This is a genomic window from Bradyrhizobium sp. Pha-3 (genome assembly GCF_042258325.1).
Classification (GTDB): Bacteria; Pseudomonadota; Alphaproteobacteria; order Rhizobiales; family Xanthobacteraceae; genus Bradyrhizobium; species Bradyrhizobium elkanii.
The window spans coordinates 1,789,745-1,803,182 of the sequence record NZ_CP170151.1 but is presented as its reverse complement, the minus strand read 5'-3'; the positions used below and the strand labels follow the sequence as shown (position 1 = coordinate 1,803,182).

At 62.9% G+C, this 13,438-nt stretch carries 14 protein-coding genes and 1 pseudogene; 5 read left to right on the top strand and 10 right to left on the bottom strand.

The genetic code is table 11. The features are described 5' to 3' along the window. Positions 1–248: 248 nt before the first annotated feature. Complete coding sequence (locus tag ACE10X_RS08660; protein WP_028343431.1) at positions 249–656, top strand: hypothetical protein; 408 nt, start codon at positions 249–251, stop codon at positions 654–656. Positions 657–823: 167 nt separating this feature from the next. On the opposite strand, the pseudogene ACE10X_RS08655 reads toward ACE10X_RS08660, so the two are convergent. From ACE10X_RS08655 to ACE10X_RS08630, 6 genes and pseudogenes are all read right to left on the bottom strand, one after another. After that, a pseudogene (locus ACE10X_RS08655) lies at positions 824–940 on the bottom strand (N-acetylmuramoyl-L-alanine amidase); the annotation flags it as partial. Between the two features lie 369 nt (positions 941–1,309). Next, positions 1,310–1,489 carry a hypothetical protein gene (locus ACE10X_RS08650; RefSeq protein WP_155258708.1) on the bottom strand — a complete coding sequence of 60 codons (180 nt, stop codon included), beginning with the start codon at positions 1,487–1,489 and terminating at the stop codon, positions 1,310–1,312. 194 nt (positions 1,490–1,683) lie between these two features. Then, positions 1,684–1,863: a hypothetical protein gene (locus ACE10X_RS08645; protein WP_028343430.1), complete on the bottom strand. Its 180-nt coding sequence runs from the start codon at positions 1,861–1,863 to the stop codon at positions 1,684–1,686. A gap of 264 nt (positions 1,864–2,127) precedes the next feature. Next, positions 2,128–2,298 (bottom strand): hypothetical protein, encoded by a 171-nt coding sequence (locus ACE10X_RS08640; RefSeq protein WP_155258707.1) that lies wholly within the window; start codon positions 2,296–2,298, stop codon positions 2,128–2,130. Positions 2,299–3,009: 711 nt separating this feature from the next. Next, positions 3,010–3,885, bottom strand: a complete 876-nt coding sequence (locus ACE10X_RS08635) for a L,D-transpeptidase (protein ID WP_028343429.1) — start codon at positions 3,883–3,885, stop codon at positions 3,010–3,012. A 210-nt stretch (positions 3,886–4,095) separates the two neighbouring features. After that, positions 4,096–5,649 (bottom strand): winged helix-turn-helix domain-containing tetratricopeptide repeat protein, encoded by a 1,554-nt coding sequence (locus ACE10X_RS08630; RefSeq protein ID WP_038386827.1) that lies wholly within the window; start codon positions 5,647–5,649, stop codon positions 4,096–4,098. Positions 5,650–5,885: 236 nt separating this feature from the next. Here ACE10X_RS08630 and ACE10X_RS08625 point away from each other — a divergent pair, with 236 nt between their 5' ends. Next, entirely contained in the window at positions 5,886–6,137 is a 252-nt protein-coding gene (locus ACE10X_RS08625) for a DUF1127 domain-containing protein (RefSeq protein ID WP_038386828.1), read from the top strand. 133 nt (positions 6,138–6,270) lie between these two features. On the opposite strand, the gene ACE10X_RS08620 is transcribed toward ACE10X_RS08625, so the two are convergent. After that, positions 6,271–6,891, bottom strand: a complete 621-nt coding sequence (locus ACE10X_RS08620) for a peptidoglycan recognition family protein (RefSeq protein ID WP_038386829.1) — start codon at positions 6,889–6,891, stop codon at positions 6,271–6,273. A 183-nt stretch (positions 6,892–7,074) separates the two neighbouring features. On the opposite strand from ACE10X_RS08620, the gene ACE10X_RS08615 reads away from it, so the two are divergent. The 3 genes from ACE10X_RS08615 to ACE10X_RS08605 are packed head-to-tail and all read left to right on the top strand — an operon-like array spanning position 7,075 to position 10,266. After that, positions 7,075–8,658 (top strand): adenylate/guanylate cyclase domain-containing protein, encoded by a 1,584-nt coding sequence (locus ACE10X_RS08615; protein WP_375764166.1) that lies wholly within the window; start codon positions 7,075–7,077, stop codon positions 8,656–8,658. Between the two features lie 4 nt (positions 8,659–8,662). After that, a complete protein-coding gene (locus ACE10X_RS08610) occupies positions 8,663–9,553 on the top strand; it encodes a hypothetical protein (RefSeq protein ID WP_375764165.1) in 891 nt (296 codons plus the stop codon). A gap of 32 nt (positions 9,554–9,585) precedes the next feature. Beyond that, positions 9,586–10,266: a hypothetical protein gene (locus ACE10X_RS08605; RefSeq protein WP_157788065.1), complete on the top strand. Its 681-nt coding sequence runs from the start codon at positions 9,586–9,588 to the stop codon at positions 10,264–10,266. 46 nt (positions 10,267–10,312) lie between these two features. Here the strand turns inward: ACE10X_RS08605 and ACE10X_RS08600 are convergent, their stop codons facing one another. The 3 genes from ACE10X_RS08600 to ACE10X_RS08590 all read right to left on the bottom strand — a co-directional run bounded on the left by ACE10X_RS08600 (position 10,313) and on the right by ACE10X_RS08590 (position 13,337). Further along, the gene (locus tag ACE10X_RS08600) at positions 10,313–11,524 is read right to left on the bottom strand and encodes a GGDEF domain-containing protein (RefSeq protein WP_038386830.1); all 1,212 of its coding nucleotides are present in this window, start codon (positions 11,522–11,524) and stop codon (positions 10,313–10,315) included. 681 nt (positions 11,525–12,205) lie between these two features. Then, on the bottom strand, positions 12,206–12,817 hold the full coding sequence (locus ACE10X_RS08595) for a LysE family translocator (RefSeq protein WP_038386831.1): 612 nt from the start codon (positions 12,815–12,817) through the stop codon (positions 12,206–12,208). A gap of 115 nt (positions 12,818–12,932) precedes the next feature. Beyond that, positions 12,933–13,337: a response regulator gene (locus tag ACE10X_RS08590; RefSeq protein WP_038386832.1), complete on the bottom strand. Its 405-nt coding sequence runs from the start codon at positions 13,335–13,337 to the stop codon at positions 12,933–12,935. Positions 13,338–13,438: the final 101 nt, after the last annotated feature.

Sequence of the window (13,438 nt, the reverse complement as noted above, 5' to 3'; positions counted from 1 at the left end):
TTCCCGACAGGCCGCAGTGTCTTCGTGCATCGCCACCTGTTCCCCGGATGCGTCAGGTGACGTAGAATGTCACGGCCCTTGAAACGGGACGTGCCGAAATCACCGTCCGGGCAAACGAGCAGCACTGGTGCCATCGGCAGGCACGCTCTCCTAGAGGCCGTTCTTTTTTCGGTTTCGCACCACCGTTCACCACGAACTTTGCGCGCTGCATTTGCGGCGGCTCGTTCGGTAACGTCGGGAGAAAAGCGATGAGGAAGGTCGATCGAAGGTCCGCACTGGGAATCGCGTTGGCAGCGGTTTCGACTGCCATGATCAAGCCCGCCGAGGCTCAAGCCACGGGCTACAAGGATACGGCACCTTGGCCAGGTGTCGTGGTGCGTGAATATGAAGGCGAGACACCATCCCTGATCCCAGGATTCAAGACAGTCTCAATGCGCGATGTCATTATGCAGCCGGGATCGAAGACCATGGGTCCCCCGATGATGAACGCCATGATCTGCCATATCACCGAAGGGGAGCTTCGGCTTGAGCAGGAGGGAAAGACCTTTACGGGCAAGAAGAATTTTGTCTGGACCTGTAACAAGGAAACAAAAGAGCAGGCGTACAACGATGGGAATGTGGTCGCGATCATGCGGATCACGGACCTGAAGGCCTAAGGCTCTTTTCTTCGCAAGAGATCGATTGCAGGAGCGGATGGCGCACGCGACGACGCGCCATCCGCGTGCAGGACCGCTTCGGGTCAGAGGGCGATATCCCCGATGTCGGGTCGGGTTTCCGCTTCGTCCCCGACAGCGGGCGTCCCGGATTTTAGTGAGTACCTGCCCTACTCGCCCCGCTGCCGCGCCGTGGTGGCGAGCGCGCAGCCCTCGCAATAGCGGGCGTTCTTAAAGTCGATCCAGTTGTGCGCGTAGACGCGCTCCGGCGGACTGCCGTAGTGCGCGCAGCACAAGGTTGATGGGTATCGCTTCGCTCCACCCATGCTACGGGCTGGCTTTTGGCATAGTGCTTCGGCACGCACCTCGATCCAGGATCGTATGCCCATAGATCCGCCTGCCGACGAATGTCGCATCAGCCTCGGGTGCGGACAAACGAGGCAAACTTGGTTCATGTCGGCTAAGGGCCACAAGCGGTAGTTACTGCTGGTTCGGCTGAATGAAAGACGCCACCAGTTAAAGCGCTCTAATCAAGAACCGGCCCACCGCCAACCGCGCGATCGACGATGGGCCGTTCCGGGTGGATGGCACGAACTTGGTGTTTCAAGCGTCGCACCACAGACCCTACTCTCAATATCTGTACTTGGAGGTGGTTCCTACGGATTGGGCTGGCGGCCTTGCTCTTTAGGGCCCGGCTTTTCGTCCTGCTCAACCTCTTGCAGCACTGTATCAACAACGGCTTGAGTGCGTGTGTCATGCAGCTCTTCGGCGTACGCCGAAGCTGCCTCTAAGTGAAAGCGCATTTGAGTGCGCAACGCTTGTTCGCGACCAGCCATGCCATAGGATCGCAGGATCGGTCGATGAATCCATTCACATAGGTAAGAGAGCCAAGGTGTGAGGTGCCCTTATTAGGCTCCGACGTTCAAGCGCACAGCGCGACCAAGCTGTATAAGACTTGGCGGCGCTGGCGCTCAAACTGGAAGCTGCAATCCTCCAGCAATAGGGATACGGCTGAGCGAGCGGAAGGTTGCTACGGTCGGCGGTCCAGCTCCGCTAATTGCTCTTCGATGTCCTTGATTATGTCAATGAGCAAAAACCGCAGAGCGTCATGGGCGAAACGCTCCGAAAGCCCACGATAGCCGCGCAGCTTCTGTTCAAGTTCTTGCTTCGCCTCCTCTCGATTCACGTCGGCCCGGGAGAGCGTAGCCACTCGCTCGCGTGCGCGCCGGTCTCGGCTTGCCTGGCGCGCTTCAACAGCGCCTCCTTCTCAACACCTGGCGGCATCGACTTGGCCCGTTCGCGCATCTCTTCGGCCTGTCCGGCAAGCCGCGTTCCAGCGGCTCAGTTTGAATGCTCCGGCGTCTAATTGGTCCCATGCGAATTTCCTCATTGGGTTCCTGCCTGGAACGAGGGACTCAAGTCGGGAAGCCGCGCAACGTTCCTCGGGCCCGCCAACTGAGGTGGCCGGCGCGGTTCATTCCGACGCCGCTCCCTTTTCCTCAAACAGGATAATGCTGACCTCTCCGCAGGCCTCGCAGCGCTGCGTCAGGAAGCGAGTTCCAGTCTGCGCGTCAGGAAAGCTGCGGAGGTTGGTCAGCTCTCGGCCGCACTTGCAGCGACGGATAGCTTCTTCTGTTTTGAGCATCGCATGATCTCCACCGATCACGCTGACCCAACAGACCGGAGTTAAGTCCGTTCCGGACTTAACTAGGGAAATTCTGTTCACCCATGGAGAACCGCGGTAACACCCCTGCGCTGTGGATTGAGAGAACTTTGGCAGACGGCAACATTTGCTATGGGTTAATTCAGAACAGGCCCCTCGGAAATTCGAACTAAGCTCCGGCCAATTGGGACGGACGGTGAAACACCGGAGAGACAGGCCTGTCATAATCTGCAATTCTCCAGAGACGGCGCGGTGAGGCGGCCCCAGTGTTCGTTCCAACGCGCTGGGGCCGTTTTTTGTCACCGTGTTTCTACGAAATCTGCTTTGAAGCAGAAGGGGCCTAGGGTCCTAATCCCGGGCTATTTCATAAAGATCATTTTTTGGTTATCCGGCAGGGGTCGCTTGCGTTGGCGGCCCCTATTTTATGTGCGTTGCGCCCTGCGCCGGTGCCTAAGACGGACAGCACTCAACCGTCCCGTCAGAACGGATGGTGATACCAGACCAATTCGGGAACATGGCAGTTGGCCGGGAGTCCGCATCGGGTCAAAAGCCGCCCGTGGTGGCTAAACCGGGCGGCAATAGAAACTCGCATATTAGTGCCGCAACTGTCGCATTCCGCATTATCGACTTCGAAGCTTACGGCTCAGACTCGGAGCGATCATCGAACAAGACCCACGCAAGTCCTGCCTTGAGCTACTGGGCGTCGGCCATCTTCGGTCGGGATGACTGCGGTTGTGCGTTGACTGCCGAGGGCCGGCTCGACGGCGACGCCGGTTCCGGCGATGAGAGGGCGGCGTCGGGCGGCGCGCTTTGGGATGGTCGATGGGCAGCTTGTGCCGGAAGCACGATCACTTTCGCTCCGACCTTCACCCGATCATAAAGGTCCGTGACGTCGTCATTGGTCAGCCGGATGCAGCCGGACGAAACCCGCTTCCCGATCGTATCGGGCTTGTTGGTGCCGTGAATGCGATATTCGGTATCGCCCAGATACATCGCCCGGGCGCCGAGCGGATTACCAGGACCGCCTGCCATAAACCGCGGCAGATAAGGCTGGCGCGAAAGCATCTCTGCCGGCGGACGCCAATCCGGCCATTCCGTCTTGCGGGCCACGACCTGTTCACCGGACCATGTGAAACCTTCGCGGCCAACACCGATGCCGTAGCGCATCGCCTGCCCGCCGTTCAGAACGAGATAGAGGAATGTGTTTCCGGTATCGATGACGACGGTGCCCGGCGGCTGGTGACTGACGTAGTCAACCACCTGCCGAACAAATCTTCCGGGAGCGTCAGCGGCTTTTGGTGTTTCGATCCGGGGTGCGGGGACCGGGATTGGAACCGGAGCTGGCGCTGGAGCCTGAACCGGCGCCGCTACGTGAATGGGAGTCGACGGCGTCGGACTAGATGGCGCCGGCACCTGGTGCGCGGCTTGCTTCCGTATTGGTTGAACGCTCGCCGGCCGCCACAGCAAGCTGTACCCCAATGCGGCAGCGGCCACGACGCCAACTACAACTCTTCCGGCGACCGGCAGGGTGAGCGTTTCGATCTTTCCACGTTTGGCCCGCTTGCCCATACCTCTCCCCTGATCCCAAGCCTGGAAGAGGTACCCGGCAAATTTTAACAAGCCTCGAAGCGATTTCGCTCAGGGTGGAAATCGCCAAGCGTCGTTAACGCCGGCCCTTGTTCTGCAACACCCGTCGTCCACATTCGATCGGTGGTTCCGGAGATGCGCCGCGGCAAATCGCGCCCCATAGATCAGCCTGTCGATGCGGAGGAGCGCGGCTCATTCGGGCAACCCCGCTTTGCGAAAACCCTCGATCATCAGCTTCGCATTTATTGATAGCCGGCTCCGAGCGATCCACGCCGATATTGTGAAAGTGGGATCGAGCTCAAGCACACCGGCTGCCGCTTCACGGGCCTCAGCGTCCCGTCCGAGATGAGCGAAAGCAGACGCGAGGCAGCGGTATGCGCCTGGATAGGAAGGGTTCTGACGCAGGGCTTTCTTCCCTGCAACGATGGCCTCGTCAAAGCGACGAAGCTCAATAAGGGCAAATCCCATCCCGGTTAACGCTGTGAATTGGAGCGGGTCCACCGGGCTCATTCGCATGGCGCGTTCGAGGCTCCGGATCGCTTCCTCCGGCTGCCCCGCAATCTTATAGACCCAGCCTCTGCGGTTCCATGTGTTATATGAATTCGGGTTGAGCGCGACCGCCCGATCGGCCATCTCAATCTCAGCCTCGCAATCGCCGACCAAAAGAGCCGAGATCAATGCGGCAGTTGCCAACGTGCCTGGATCATGATCGTCGAGGCTCAATGCCAGGCGCATAAGCCGAAGGGCCGCCTCGCGTTCGAATTGTTGGTCGATCGCATAGCTCCTGAGCACGTTTTCCAAATAACAGGCACCTGCCAAAGCTGCCGCAGCAGCAAACCCAGGGTCAAGCTCCAGGGCGCGCTGCACCAGTCGGAGTGCCTCGGCCAGACTTTCGCGGGTCGATCGGACGGCTTGCTGTGTTGCCCGGAGATAAAGATCATATGCGGTGAGGTCTTCCGGTCGCCGCCGCGACGCCATTGCGATTTCTGCTTGAAACAACTCTGGCTGAACAGCCGAGACAACAGCGAGCGTGATGTCGTCCTGCAGCGCGAAAACGTCCGTCAGGTCACGCTCGAACCTGTCCGCCCAGATGTGTGCGCCCGTGGCCGCTTCAATCAACTGGCACGTGATGCGGACTTTCCCCGACGCCTTGCGCACGGCTCCCTCGAGGACATAGCGGACCCCAAGCCTGCGCCCGACGTCCTTGATGTCGACGGCTTTGCCCTTGAAGGTGAAACTCGAATTGCGCGCGATCACGAACAGCCATTTGAACCGCGAAAGCGCAGTCGTGATCTCCTCAACCATCCCGTCCGCGAAGTACTCCTGCTCGGGATCGCCAGACATGTTCGCGAACGGCAGCACGGCGATGGAGGGCTTGTCGGGTACCGCAGGGGCGCTCTCGGGCGTATCGGCCGGATCCGGACCTGCAACCTCTCGCGCCTCCTGCACCTGTCCGACGAAACGGAATCCCTTGCGTGGTAACGTCTTGATCAGTCGCTGTTCCTCCCCGGAATCGCCGATTGCGCTTCGGGCGACATTCAGCCGGGTCGTCAGTGCCGCATCCGAAACGCTGCGCCCATTCCAAACGGCATTGATCAGGTCGTCCTTGCTGACGACGCGCTCCCTGTTGCGGATCAGATAATCGAGCAGATCGAACACCTGCGGGGCGATGCGGACGACGTCCGCCCCGCGATACAACTCGCGCCGGTCGAGGTCGAATGCGTAATCCTCGAAGAGATAGCGCAAGATGCGAATCCCCCTGGAATCCCCTCGGATGAGAGCCCCCGATAACCGGGCAGCGCCTTGGGCCGGCGGGAAATCGCAAGAATAAGCTGCAGGTGAGGAAAATGTAAGCCGCCGGTCAAGCATCCCCGCCGCTCTCGCGACATCCTCATGCCGGCGATGACGGCTCCTGACACCATAGTGGCAACAGGGGAGCGCTAAAGCCGTGGAAGAAAACACCACCCCATGGAGACTACGCGATGAGCTCGACGCACGGTACAACGTGGCTGGAACGGACATCCGTATCGACCCGGCATGTCTCCAGCTTCATCTGGAAATATTGGGATGCCTTTCGGGAGCGCCGCGAACGCCAGGAATTGCGCGCCACCCTGTCCAACCTAAGCGACGCGGAGCTGATGGACATCGGCACCACGCGCGGAGAGATCGACTACGTCGCCTCGCACCGAGACATTGACCCGCGAGGCATCCGATCCGGCGAATGGCTCCGATAATTGTCAGCGGTAGACGGCCGGATTGGGCCCACCGATTTCCGATGAGGGGCAGAAGGCGATATCCCTGAGGTCGGATCGGGCGTCCGCTTCGTCCGCGCAAGCGGGCGTCCCGGCTTTTAATGGAGTACGCGCCCTACTCGCCCCATTGCCGCGCCATGGTCGCGAGCGCGCAGCCCTCGCAGTAGCGGGCGTCCTTGAAGTCGATCCAGTTGTGCGCGTAGACGCGCTCCGCCGGAATGCCGTAACGCGCGCGCAGCAGCTTCACCAGCACCCGCCAGGCCGCGACCTGCGCGTCGGTCGGGCCGGTCGTGACGTCGGGGTAATTGCCGGCGAACTCGACGCCGATCGAGGTGTCCTTGTTCACCTGGCGATAGGTCTTGCTGTTGTCGATGTATTTGTTGTCATTGCGATCGGCGCCGTCGGTGTGGGTCGGAACGAGATTGTCGGCGACCGACCAGTAGACCGTGCCGTCGGTTTCGACCCAGACCATGACGCCGCGCCGGGTCGGGTTCTTGTGCTGCGCCTCGGCGCCGTATCGCGCCGAGCCCTGCGGCCCCTCGGTCTGGTGCACGATGATGTTGCGCCAGGGATGCGATTTGGCGACGTCGCCCCAGGGCGACAGCCAGATCATCTTCAAGCCGGGAATCTCGGGCGTGCCTTGCGATCGCGCAATGGCCGCGAGATCGGGGGTTTGGGCTGATACGGCGGAGGACAGGACCAGCGCAAGGAGCGCGGCGAGCAGGCGAGGCATCATCACGGAGATCCGGTGTCGTTCCTCGTTAGGGCTAGCCCAAATCCGCCGCCGCATCTGTCGAAAATGACCCCCGGGCGGAGCTTCCCTCTGCTGCTCGAAATCCCGCGCCCAAAGTCCTGTATCCCACGGTCAGGTAGATGTGCCAATCTACCTTTAGTAGCGCCGGGTGGGGGAATCGACGGCATGAGCGATCTGCGCGACTGGTTGCGTGGGCGGAATCTCGAGCAATATGCCGACGCGTTTGAGGCGAATGACATCGACCTCGACATCCTGCCCGACCTCGATGACCATGATCTCGAGCAATTGGGCCTCTCACTGGGCAATCGCCGCCGGCTTTTGAAGGCGATCGCGGGCCGTAATATCGCAGCAAGCCCGATTTCCGGCCAGGACAAGGCTCCTTCGCCCGGCAAAGCTTCGTCCGCGGCTGGCGCGCCCGGCTCTGGCGACGCCGAGCGGCCGCAGGTATCGGTGATGTTCGCCGATATGGTCGGCTCCACGGCACTCTCAGCGAAGATCGATCCGGAGCTGCTCGGCGGCCTGATCCGGCGATACCAGGACGCGGTGGCCGGTGCGATCGGCCGTTACGGTGGATTTGTCGCCAAGTTCATGGGCGATGGTGTGTTGGCCTATTTCGGTTTTCCCCGCGCCTTCGAGGATGCGGCGGAACGTGCCGTTCGCGCCGCGATTGGAATTCTGTCGGAAGTCGGCGCAATCGAACTGCCCGACGGCACACGCGTGCAGACCCGGATCGGCATCGCCACTGGTCTTGTCGTGGTCGGCGAAATCATCGGCACCGGCTCGGCGCAGGAGCGGACCATCGTCGGTGAAACACCCAACCTCGCGGCGAGGCTGCAGGCGCTGGCCAGTGCAGACTGCATCCTTATCAGCGAGTCCACCCAGAAATTGTTGGGCGGCCTATTCGAACTCACCCATACCGGCGAGCACGAGCTCAAGGGCTTCTCCCGACCGGTACCAGCTTGGCGCGTGTGCGGCGAGGCCTCGGTCGAAAGCCGATTTGCCGCGATCCGAGCGAGACGCCTGCCGCTGGTCGGCCGAGCCCATGAAATGGGACTGCTGCGCGAACGCTGGCATCTGGCGCGGCAGGGCGACGGCCAGATCGTGACCGTGACCGGCGAAGCCGGAATCGGCAAATCGCGCGTGATCGAGGCGCTACAGCAAGAGCTTGCGGCCGACGCTCATGCGCGCATCAATCTGCAATGCTCTCCCTATCACAGCGATAGCGCGCTCTACCCTGTGATCCAGTATCTCAACCGGGTCGCGGGCCTCGCGCCTGCCGACCCGTCCGATGTGCGTACCGAGAAACTCCGCGCGCTTCTTGGCGCGCGGCACGTCGCCGATCCGGCTGCGCTGCCGCTGTTGGCCGAGCTGTTGTCGATCCCGCTGGCTGAGGCGGCTCCCGCCGCGTCGCCGGCGCAGCGCAAGGCCGCGACGCTGGCGCTGATCGTCGAGATCATGACGCGGACCAGCGACAGCGATCCGGTGCTGACCGTGCTGGAAGATGCGCACTGGATCGATGCGACCACGATCGAACTGATGACGCGATTGGCCGACAGCATCGCCCGCGCGCGGCTTCTTGTCGTTGTGTCGGCGCGACCGGATTTCACGCCGCCCTGGTTGTCAAGGCCACACGCCACGCTGATCACGCTCGGACGCCTTGGCCGCCCCGAATGCGTGCAGGTGGTCGCAAGCGTCGCCGCCGCATGGACTGACGGCGGACACGATCGCCGCGATCATCGCCAAGACTGATGGCGTGCCGCTGTTCGTCGAAGAGCTGACCCGAAGCGTGATGGAATCGGCGGGCGAGGATTCGGTGCCGGCGACGCTGAAGGACTCCCTAATGGCCCGCCTCGACCGTCTCGGCGGCGCCCGCGAGGTGGCCCAAATTGCCGCGGTGATCGGCCGGCAATTTACCTTTGCCTTGCTGGAAGCGGTAGCAGGCAAGGACAACGACGAACTGGAAGACATGCTGGCAAAGCTGGTTGCCGCGGGAATTGTGTTTCCTGAGGAGCGTGGCCTCGAGCGGAGCTTCAACTTCAAGCACGCGCTGGTGCGCGACGCCGCCTACGAAAGCCTGTTGCTGATGCGCCGCCGAGAATGGCACGGGCGCGTCGGTTTCGCGCTGGAGCGTTTTGGCGATGTCGCTGCCAAGGAACCGGAGTTGCTGGCCTATCATTTCGGCGAAGCGGAGCAGCTCGCTCTCGCTTGCGATTACCGCATGCGCGCCGGCAACCAGGCCGTGAGCCGCTCGGCCTATGTGGAGGCGATCGCGCATTTCACGGCGGGTCTCAAGCTCGCCGAAACCATGCCGGCGCAAGACGGCCTGCGCCGGCAAGTGGAGTTCTGGCTCAAGCTCGGCGCGGCGTCGGTGGTCGCCCACGGCATGCAAAGCGCCGAGGCCGAAGCAGCCTATACCAAGGCTGGCGAGATCGGCGAGCAGATCGGCGACAGCACCGCTTCCTTCCAGGCCAAATGGGGCCTCTGGATCAACGCAACCTCAGGCGCAAAACGGCCCTCGCGCGCGACCGCGCCGGCGAGCTGGTGTCGCTCGCGCAACAGTCAGGCGATCGCGAGTTGTTGCTGGAAGCCTATCATTGCCAGTTTTCAACGGCATATTTTCGTGGCGACGTCGGCGGCGCGCTAGAGGGCTGCCAGCACGTCATCGCGCTTTACGACATGACCCAGCATCGCCATCTTGCGCACGCGTTTGGAGGTCACGATCCCGCCGTCTGCGCTCATATCCAGTGCGGCAATTCACGGCGGCTATCGGGAGACGAACAACAGGCAAAGCCGCATTTCACACAAGGCATTGCGCTGGCCGAAATGCTCGATCACCCGAACAGTCTCGCGCACGGGCTGCACAATGTCGGTATAGGCTATCAGCTCGGGGGAGACCGCGAAGCGACTTACGCTGTGGCACATCGCGCGGCAGCGCTGGCCGAGAAGTTCGCCCTGCCGCCATGGCGCGCCAGCAGCCTCATCCTGGCCGGGTGGGCCACCGCAAGTGGTGCAGGCGCCGCGGATGCCGTGCGGCTGATCGATGCCGAGATCGCCACCGCAGCCGGTCCGCTGCCGCAATATTATCTCGGCCTCGCAGCTGAAGTTCTGCTTTCCGCGGGCCCCGCGGACGCGCTCGGTCATCTCGACCGCGCGATCGCAGGTATCGACGAGGCCGGCATCGGCATCTACCTACCCGAAATCTACCGCTTGCGCGGCGCATGCCTGCTGGCGCTCGACCGCGGCAACAAGACGGAGGCACGATCGGCCTTCGCAACCGCTGCCGAGATCGCCAAGCGCCAGGGTGCGGTCATCTTCGAGCGCCGCGCGCAGGCTTCATTGTCCGAGTTGGCGCAATAGCGATCGTTGGATTGCGACCGCGGAACGAGTACGGGCCCTGGCACGCTCAGGCGCGCTTGCGCAGGCTCGCCTCCAGCGGATCGGCCATCTCCGGCGCCTTCGGCTCGTAGGTCGCGTAGCCGTTCTTGCCGCCCTTCTTGGCGTCGTAAAGCGCGTGGTCGGCGGCGGCAACCAGGCGGTCGGGATGCAGGCCGATCTCGCGGGTCCATTGCGCGACACCGATCGAGACCGCGATCGGGATGTCCTTGCCGGTGCACTGCTCGGCATCGGCGCGGCAGACCTCGAGCACGCGGCGCGCGATCATCGCGCCCTCGCGCAGGGTCGAGGACGGCAGCACGATGCAGAACTCGTCGCCGCCGGTGCGGGCCAGCATGTCGCCCGGGCGGAGCCGCGTCTGCGCCATCAGCGTGAAGTGCTGCAAGCAGGCGTCGCCGGCGGCGTGGCCATGGGTGTCGTTGATGCCCTTGAAGCCGTCGAGGTCGATCACCAGCAGCGCGAACGCCTCGCCGTTGCGGTCGGAGCGCGCGCATTCCTCGGTCAGCCGCTGCAAGAGATGGCGGCGGTTGCCGACGCCGGTGAGATCGTCGAGCAGCGCGAGGTCGGCGACCTCGTTGCGCAGCCGGTCGATCGCCATCAGCAGGAAGCCGAAATTGAGCGCCATCGACAGGAACACCATCAGCAGGATCACCAGCGACTGGCCCGCGGAGAAGCGGACGAAGGAGAACTCGCCGGCCTGCAGCAGCGCGCCGACGGCGCGCAGCGCGTAGATGCCGATCAGCACGGAGGCGACGATGCCGGCGAGCCGGGCACCGGGGCTGACGCGGCCGTTCTCGGACGACAGCAACAGCTTCAGCGTCAGCGCGAACGGCGTGACCTGTGCGACGGTGTAGAGCAGGATGCGCATCGGCATGCTGTCATAGGCGAAGATGAAGGTGCCGAGACCGGCGAAGGCCAGCGCCGTGGTCAGCAGGGTGGCGCGCCAGGTCGCGGGCTTGTCGTAGAACCGCTCGATGCCCATCGCGGCAAGGCCGGCGGCGAACACCATCAAGGTCCCCGCCGCAAGCAGCGGCAGCAGCGAGTCCGTCAGCATCACGCGAAGCATCGCGCAGGTGGCGCCGGCGGAGGCGACCAAGGCGGATGCGGTCCAGAACCGCGCCGCGCCGAAAGCAGGATAGCTGCGCGCGACATAGGCCCAGATCAGCCCGAGCGCGAGAAAATTGATAATGAATACCGTCCAAAGCGTCGGAACGCTCAACATCGCCCCTGTTCGAGACCCGTATCGGCCTCGCCTCTCCTGAAATGATCGTCCGCCCCCCCGGGCGTTTCCTCCAATGACAATCCCCGTTGTCTTACGGAAGAGCATGCGGCCGCGCCACTTAACGGAGCGTCACCCGCGACGTGGCAATCCGTGCTGTGGTTTTGAATTGATGAAGATCTGCGCATCCGCCGTTTGCGCATCGTTAAGCATGACGGATGCGACGACGACGCGACGCGCGACATGCCCGCGCTTTGCGAAAAAACTGGCGAAAACACGTAACAGCTGTGGATAACACGATGACGGCGCCGTGACAGCACGCGGCAGCAGCCTCCGAATCTGCTGAGTTTGATATCGAGGATGTTGCGAGGCTGGCCCTCCGCCAAGCATGCCTCGGAGTCGCGTTCAATCCATGAAACCCTGAGAGGATACTATGGCTAAGAAAGCGAAGAAGGCGAAGAAGGCGAAGGCGAAAAAGGCCACCAAGAAGAAGGCCGCCAAGAAGTAACGAATTCCAGCCCGGGTAGCGGCCCTTGCCCTGCCCGGGCACCCGGATCGGGACAACCGGTCGCAGCGACAGCAACCTCGAATTCACCAGCCCTACATCGATCGGCCCCGAACTGTCGGGGCACAAGGCAGCAGGCGCAACGCCTGCTTTTTTATTGCCTGCGTCAGGGCGCGACGTCAGCGCTCCGCCAAGGCGAGCCTGGCGCCGAGCAGGGCAAAGCCGGCGGCAAAGCTTCGCCGCAGCCAAGCCATCACCTTCGGCCGGGTGATGACGCGGTCGCGCACCGAGGCGGCGAACAGCCCGTAGACCGCGAACACCGCAAAGGTCATCGCCATGAAGACGCCGCTGAGTTCGACCATCCGCGCCAGCGGATGCGGCTCGTCGACCGCGATGAACTGCGGCAGGAAGGCCAGGAAGAAGATCGACAGCTTCGGGTTGAGGATGTTGATCAGGATGGCGGTCACGATCACCCGCCGGCGCGAGCGCGGCTTGATCTCGGTGTCGACGGCGAGGGCGCCGCGCTCGCGCAGTGCCTGCCAGGCCATGTAGAGCAGATAGACGACGCCGCCCCATTTCAGCGCCGCGAACGCCACGGCGCTGGTGTGCAGGATGGCGGCAAGCCCGAGCATCGCCGCGATCATCTGCGGCACGATCCCGAGCGTGCAGCCGAACGCCGCCGCGACGCTCGCCCGCGCTCCCCGGGTCAGCGCCACCGCCAGCGTATAGAGCACGCCGGTGCCGGGCGAGGCCACCACGATCAGCGACGTCAGCAGAAAGGACCAAGTCACTTCACATCCTCGGCGGGCGGGACAGGCGGGCGGGACATCGTCCGCCAATATCACGGCGACGGGGACGGCGGAAGCGGCTGCCGGGCCTCCGCCCGGCGCCCGCGCCGACACCCCGTCATGACGACCTGCGCCATCCGCGATGCGAAAGCTCCGACGCCTTCATCTCGGCGACCCGGATCACGTCCAGCGGTGCCCAGGGCTTGGCCCAGAACAAGGCCCCTTCGGGCAGGCGCTGCCGCAGCGGCTTGCCCGAGGTGACGATCACGTCGAGATCGGGTCTGTATTTCTTCGCGACATAAGCGAGCTCGACGCCGGTCATGTGTCCGGCCAATTCGACGTCGGTCATCATCAGCACGACGTTCTCGCCGTTGCCCTGCAGCACCAGCTCGGCGGCTTCGGCGCTCTCGCAGGCGATGACGTCGAATTCGCTTTCCTCCAGCAGCAGCCCGATCATCTCGCGCTGCATCGGGTCGTCCTCAACAACCAGGGCCTTCGCACGATAGGGCTTTGACTGTCCCATGGGTGTGGCTCCCTTGGTTTGAATGCTTCGGTTCGAGCGCGTAACATAGATTAAATGCCTAAAATCACTGGATGGTTCAGTTCCAATTTGAGAAAAGCGTG

Excerpts from the sequence above, each read along its gene's own strand:
- ACE10X_RS08640 (WP_155258707.1), bottom strand. The coding sequence starts at position 2,298 with ATGCTCAAAACAGAAGAAGCTATCCGTCGCTGCAAGTGCGGCCGAGAG.
- ACE10X_RS08605 (WP_157788065.1), top strand. The coding sequence starts at position 9,586 with ATGACCCAGCATCGCCATCTTGCGCACGCGTTTGGAGGTCACGATCCC.
- ACE10X_RS08590 (WP_038386832.1), bottom strand. The coding sequence starts at position 13,337 with ATGGGACAGTCAAAGCCCTATCGTGCGAAGGCCCTGGTTGTTGAGGAC.
- ACE10X_RS08620 (WP_038386829.1), bottom strand. The coding sequence starts at position 6,891 with ATGATGCCTCGCCTGCTCGCCGCGCTCCTTGCGCTGGTCCTGTCCTCC.
- ACE10X_RS08650 (WP_155258708.1), bottom strand. The coding sequence starts at position 1,489 with ATGGCTGGTCGCGAACAAGCGTTGCGCACTCAAATGCGCTTTCACTTA.
- ACE10X_RS08615 (WP_375764166.1), top strand. The coding sequence starts at position 7,075 with ATGAGCGATCTGCGCGACTGGTTGCGTGGGCGGAATCTCGAGCAATAT.
- ACE10X_RS08660 (WP_028343431.1), top strand. The coding sequence starts at position 249 with ATGAGGAAGGTCGATCGAAGGTCCGCACTGGGAATCGCGTTGGCAGCG.
- ACE10X_RS08635 (WP_028343429.1), bottom strand. The coding sequence starts at position 3,885 with ATGGGCAAGCGGGCCAAACGTGGAAAGATCGAAACGCTCACCCTGCCG.
- ACE10X_RS08600 (WP_038386830.1), bottom strand. The coding sequence starts at position 11,524 with ATGTTGAGCGTTCCGACGCTTTGGACGGTATTCATTATCAATTTTCTC.
- ACE10X_RS08625 (WP_038386828.1), top strand. The coding sequence starts at position 5,886 with ATGAGCTCGACGCACGGTACAACGTGGCTGGAACGGACATCCGTATCG.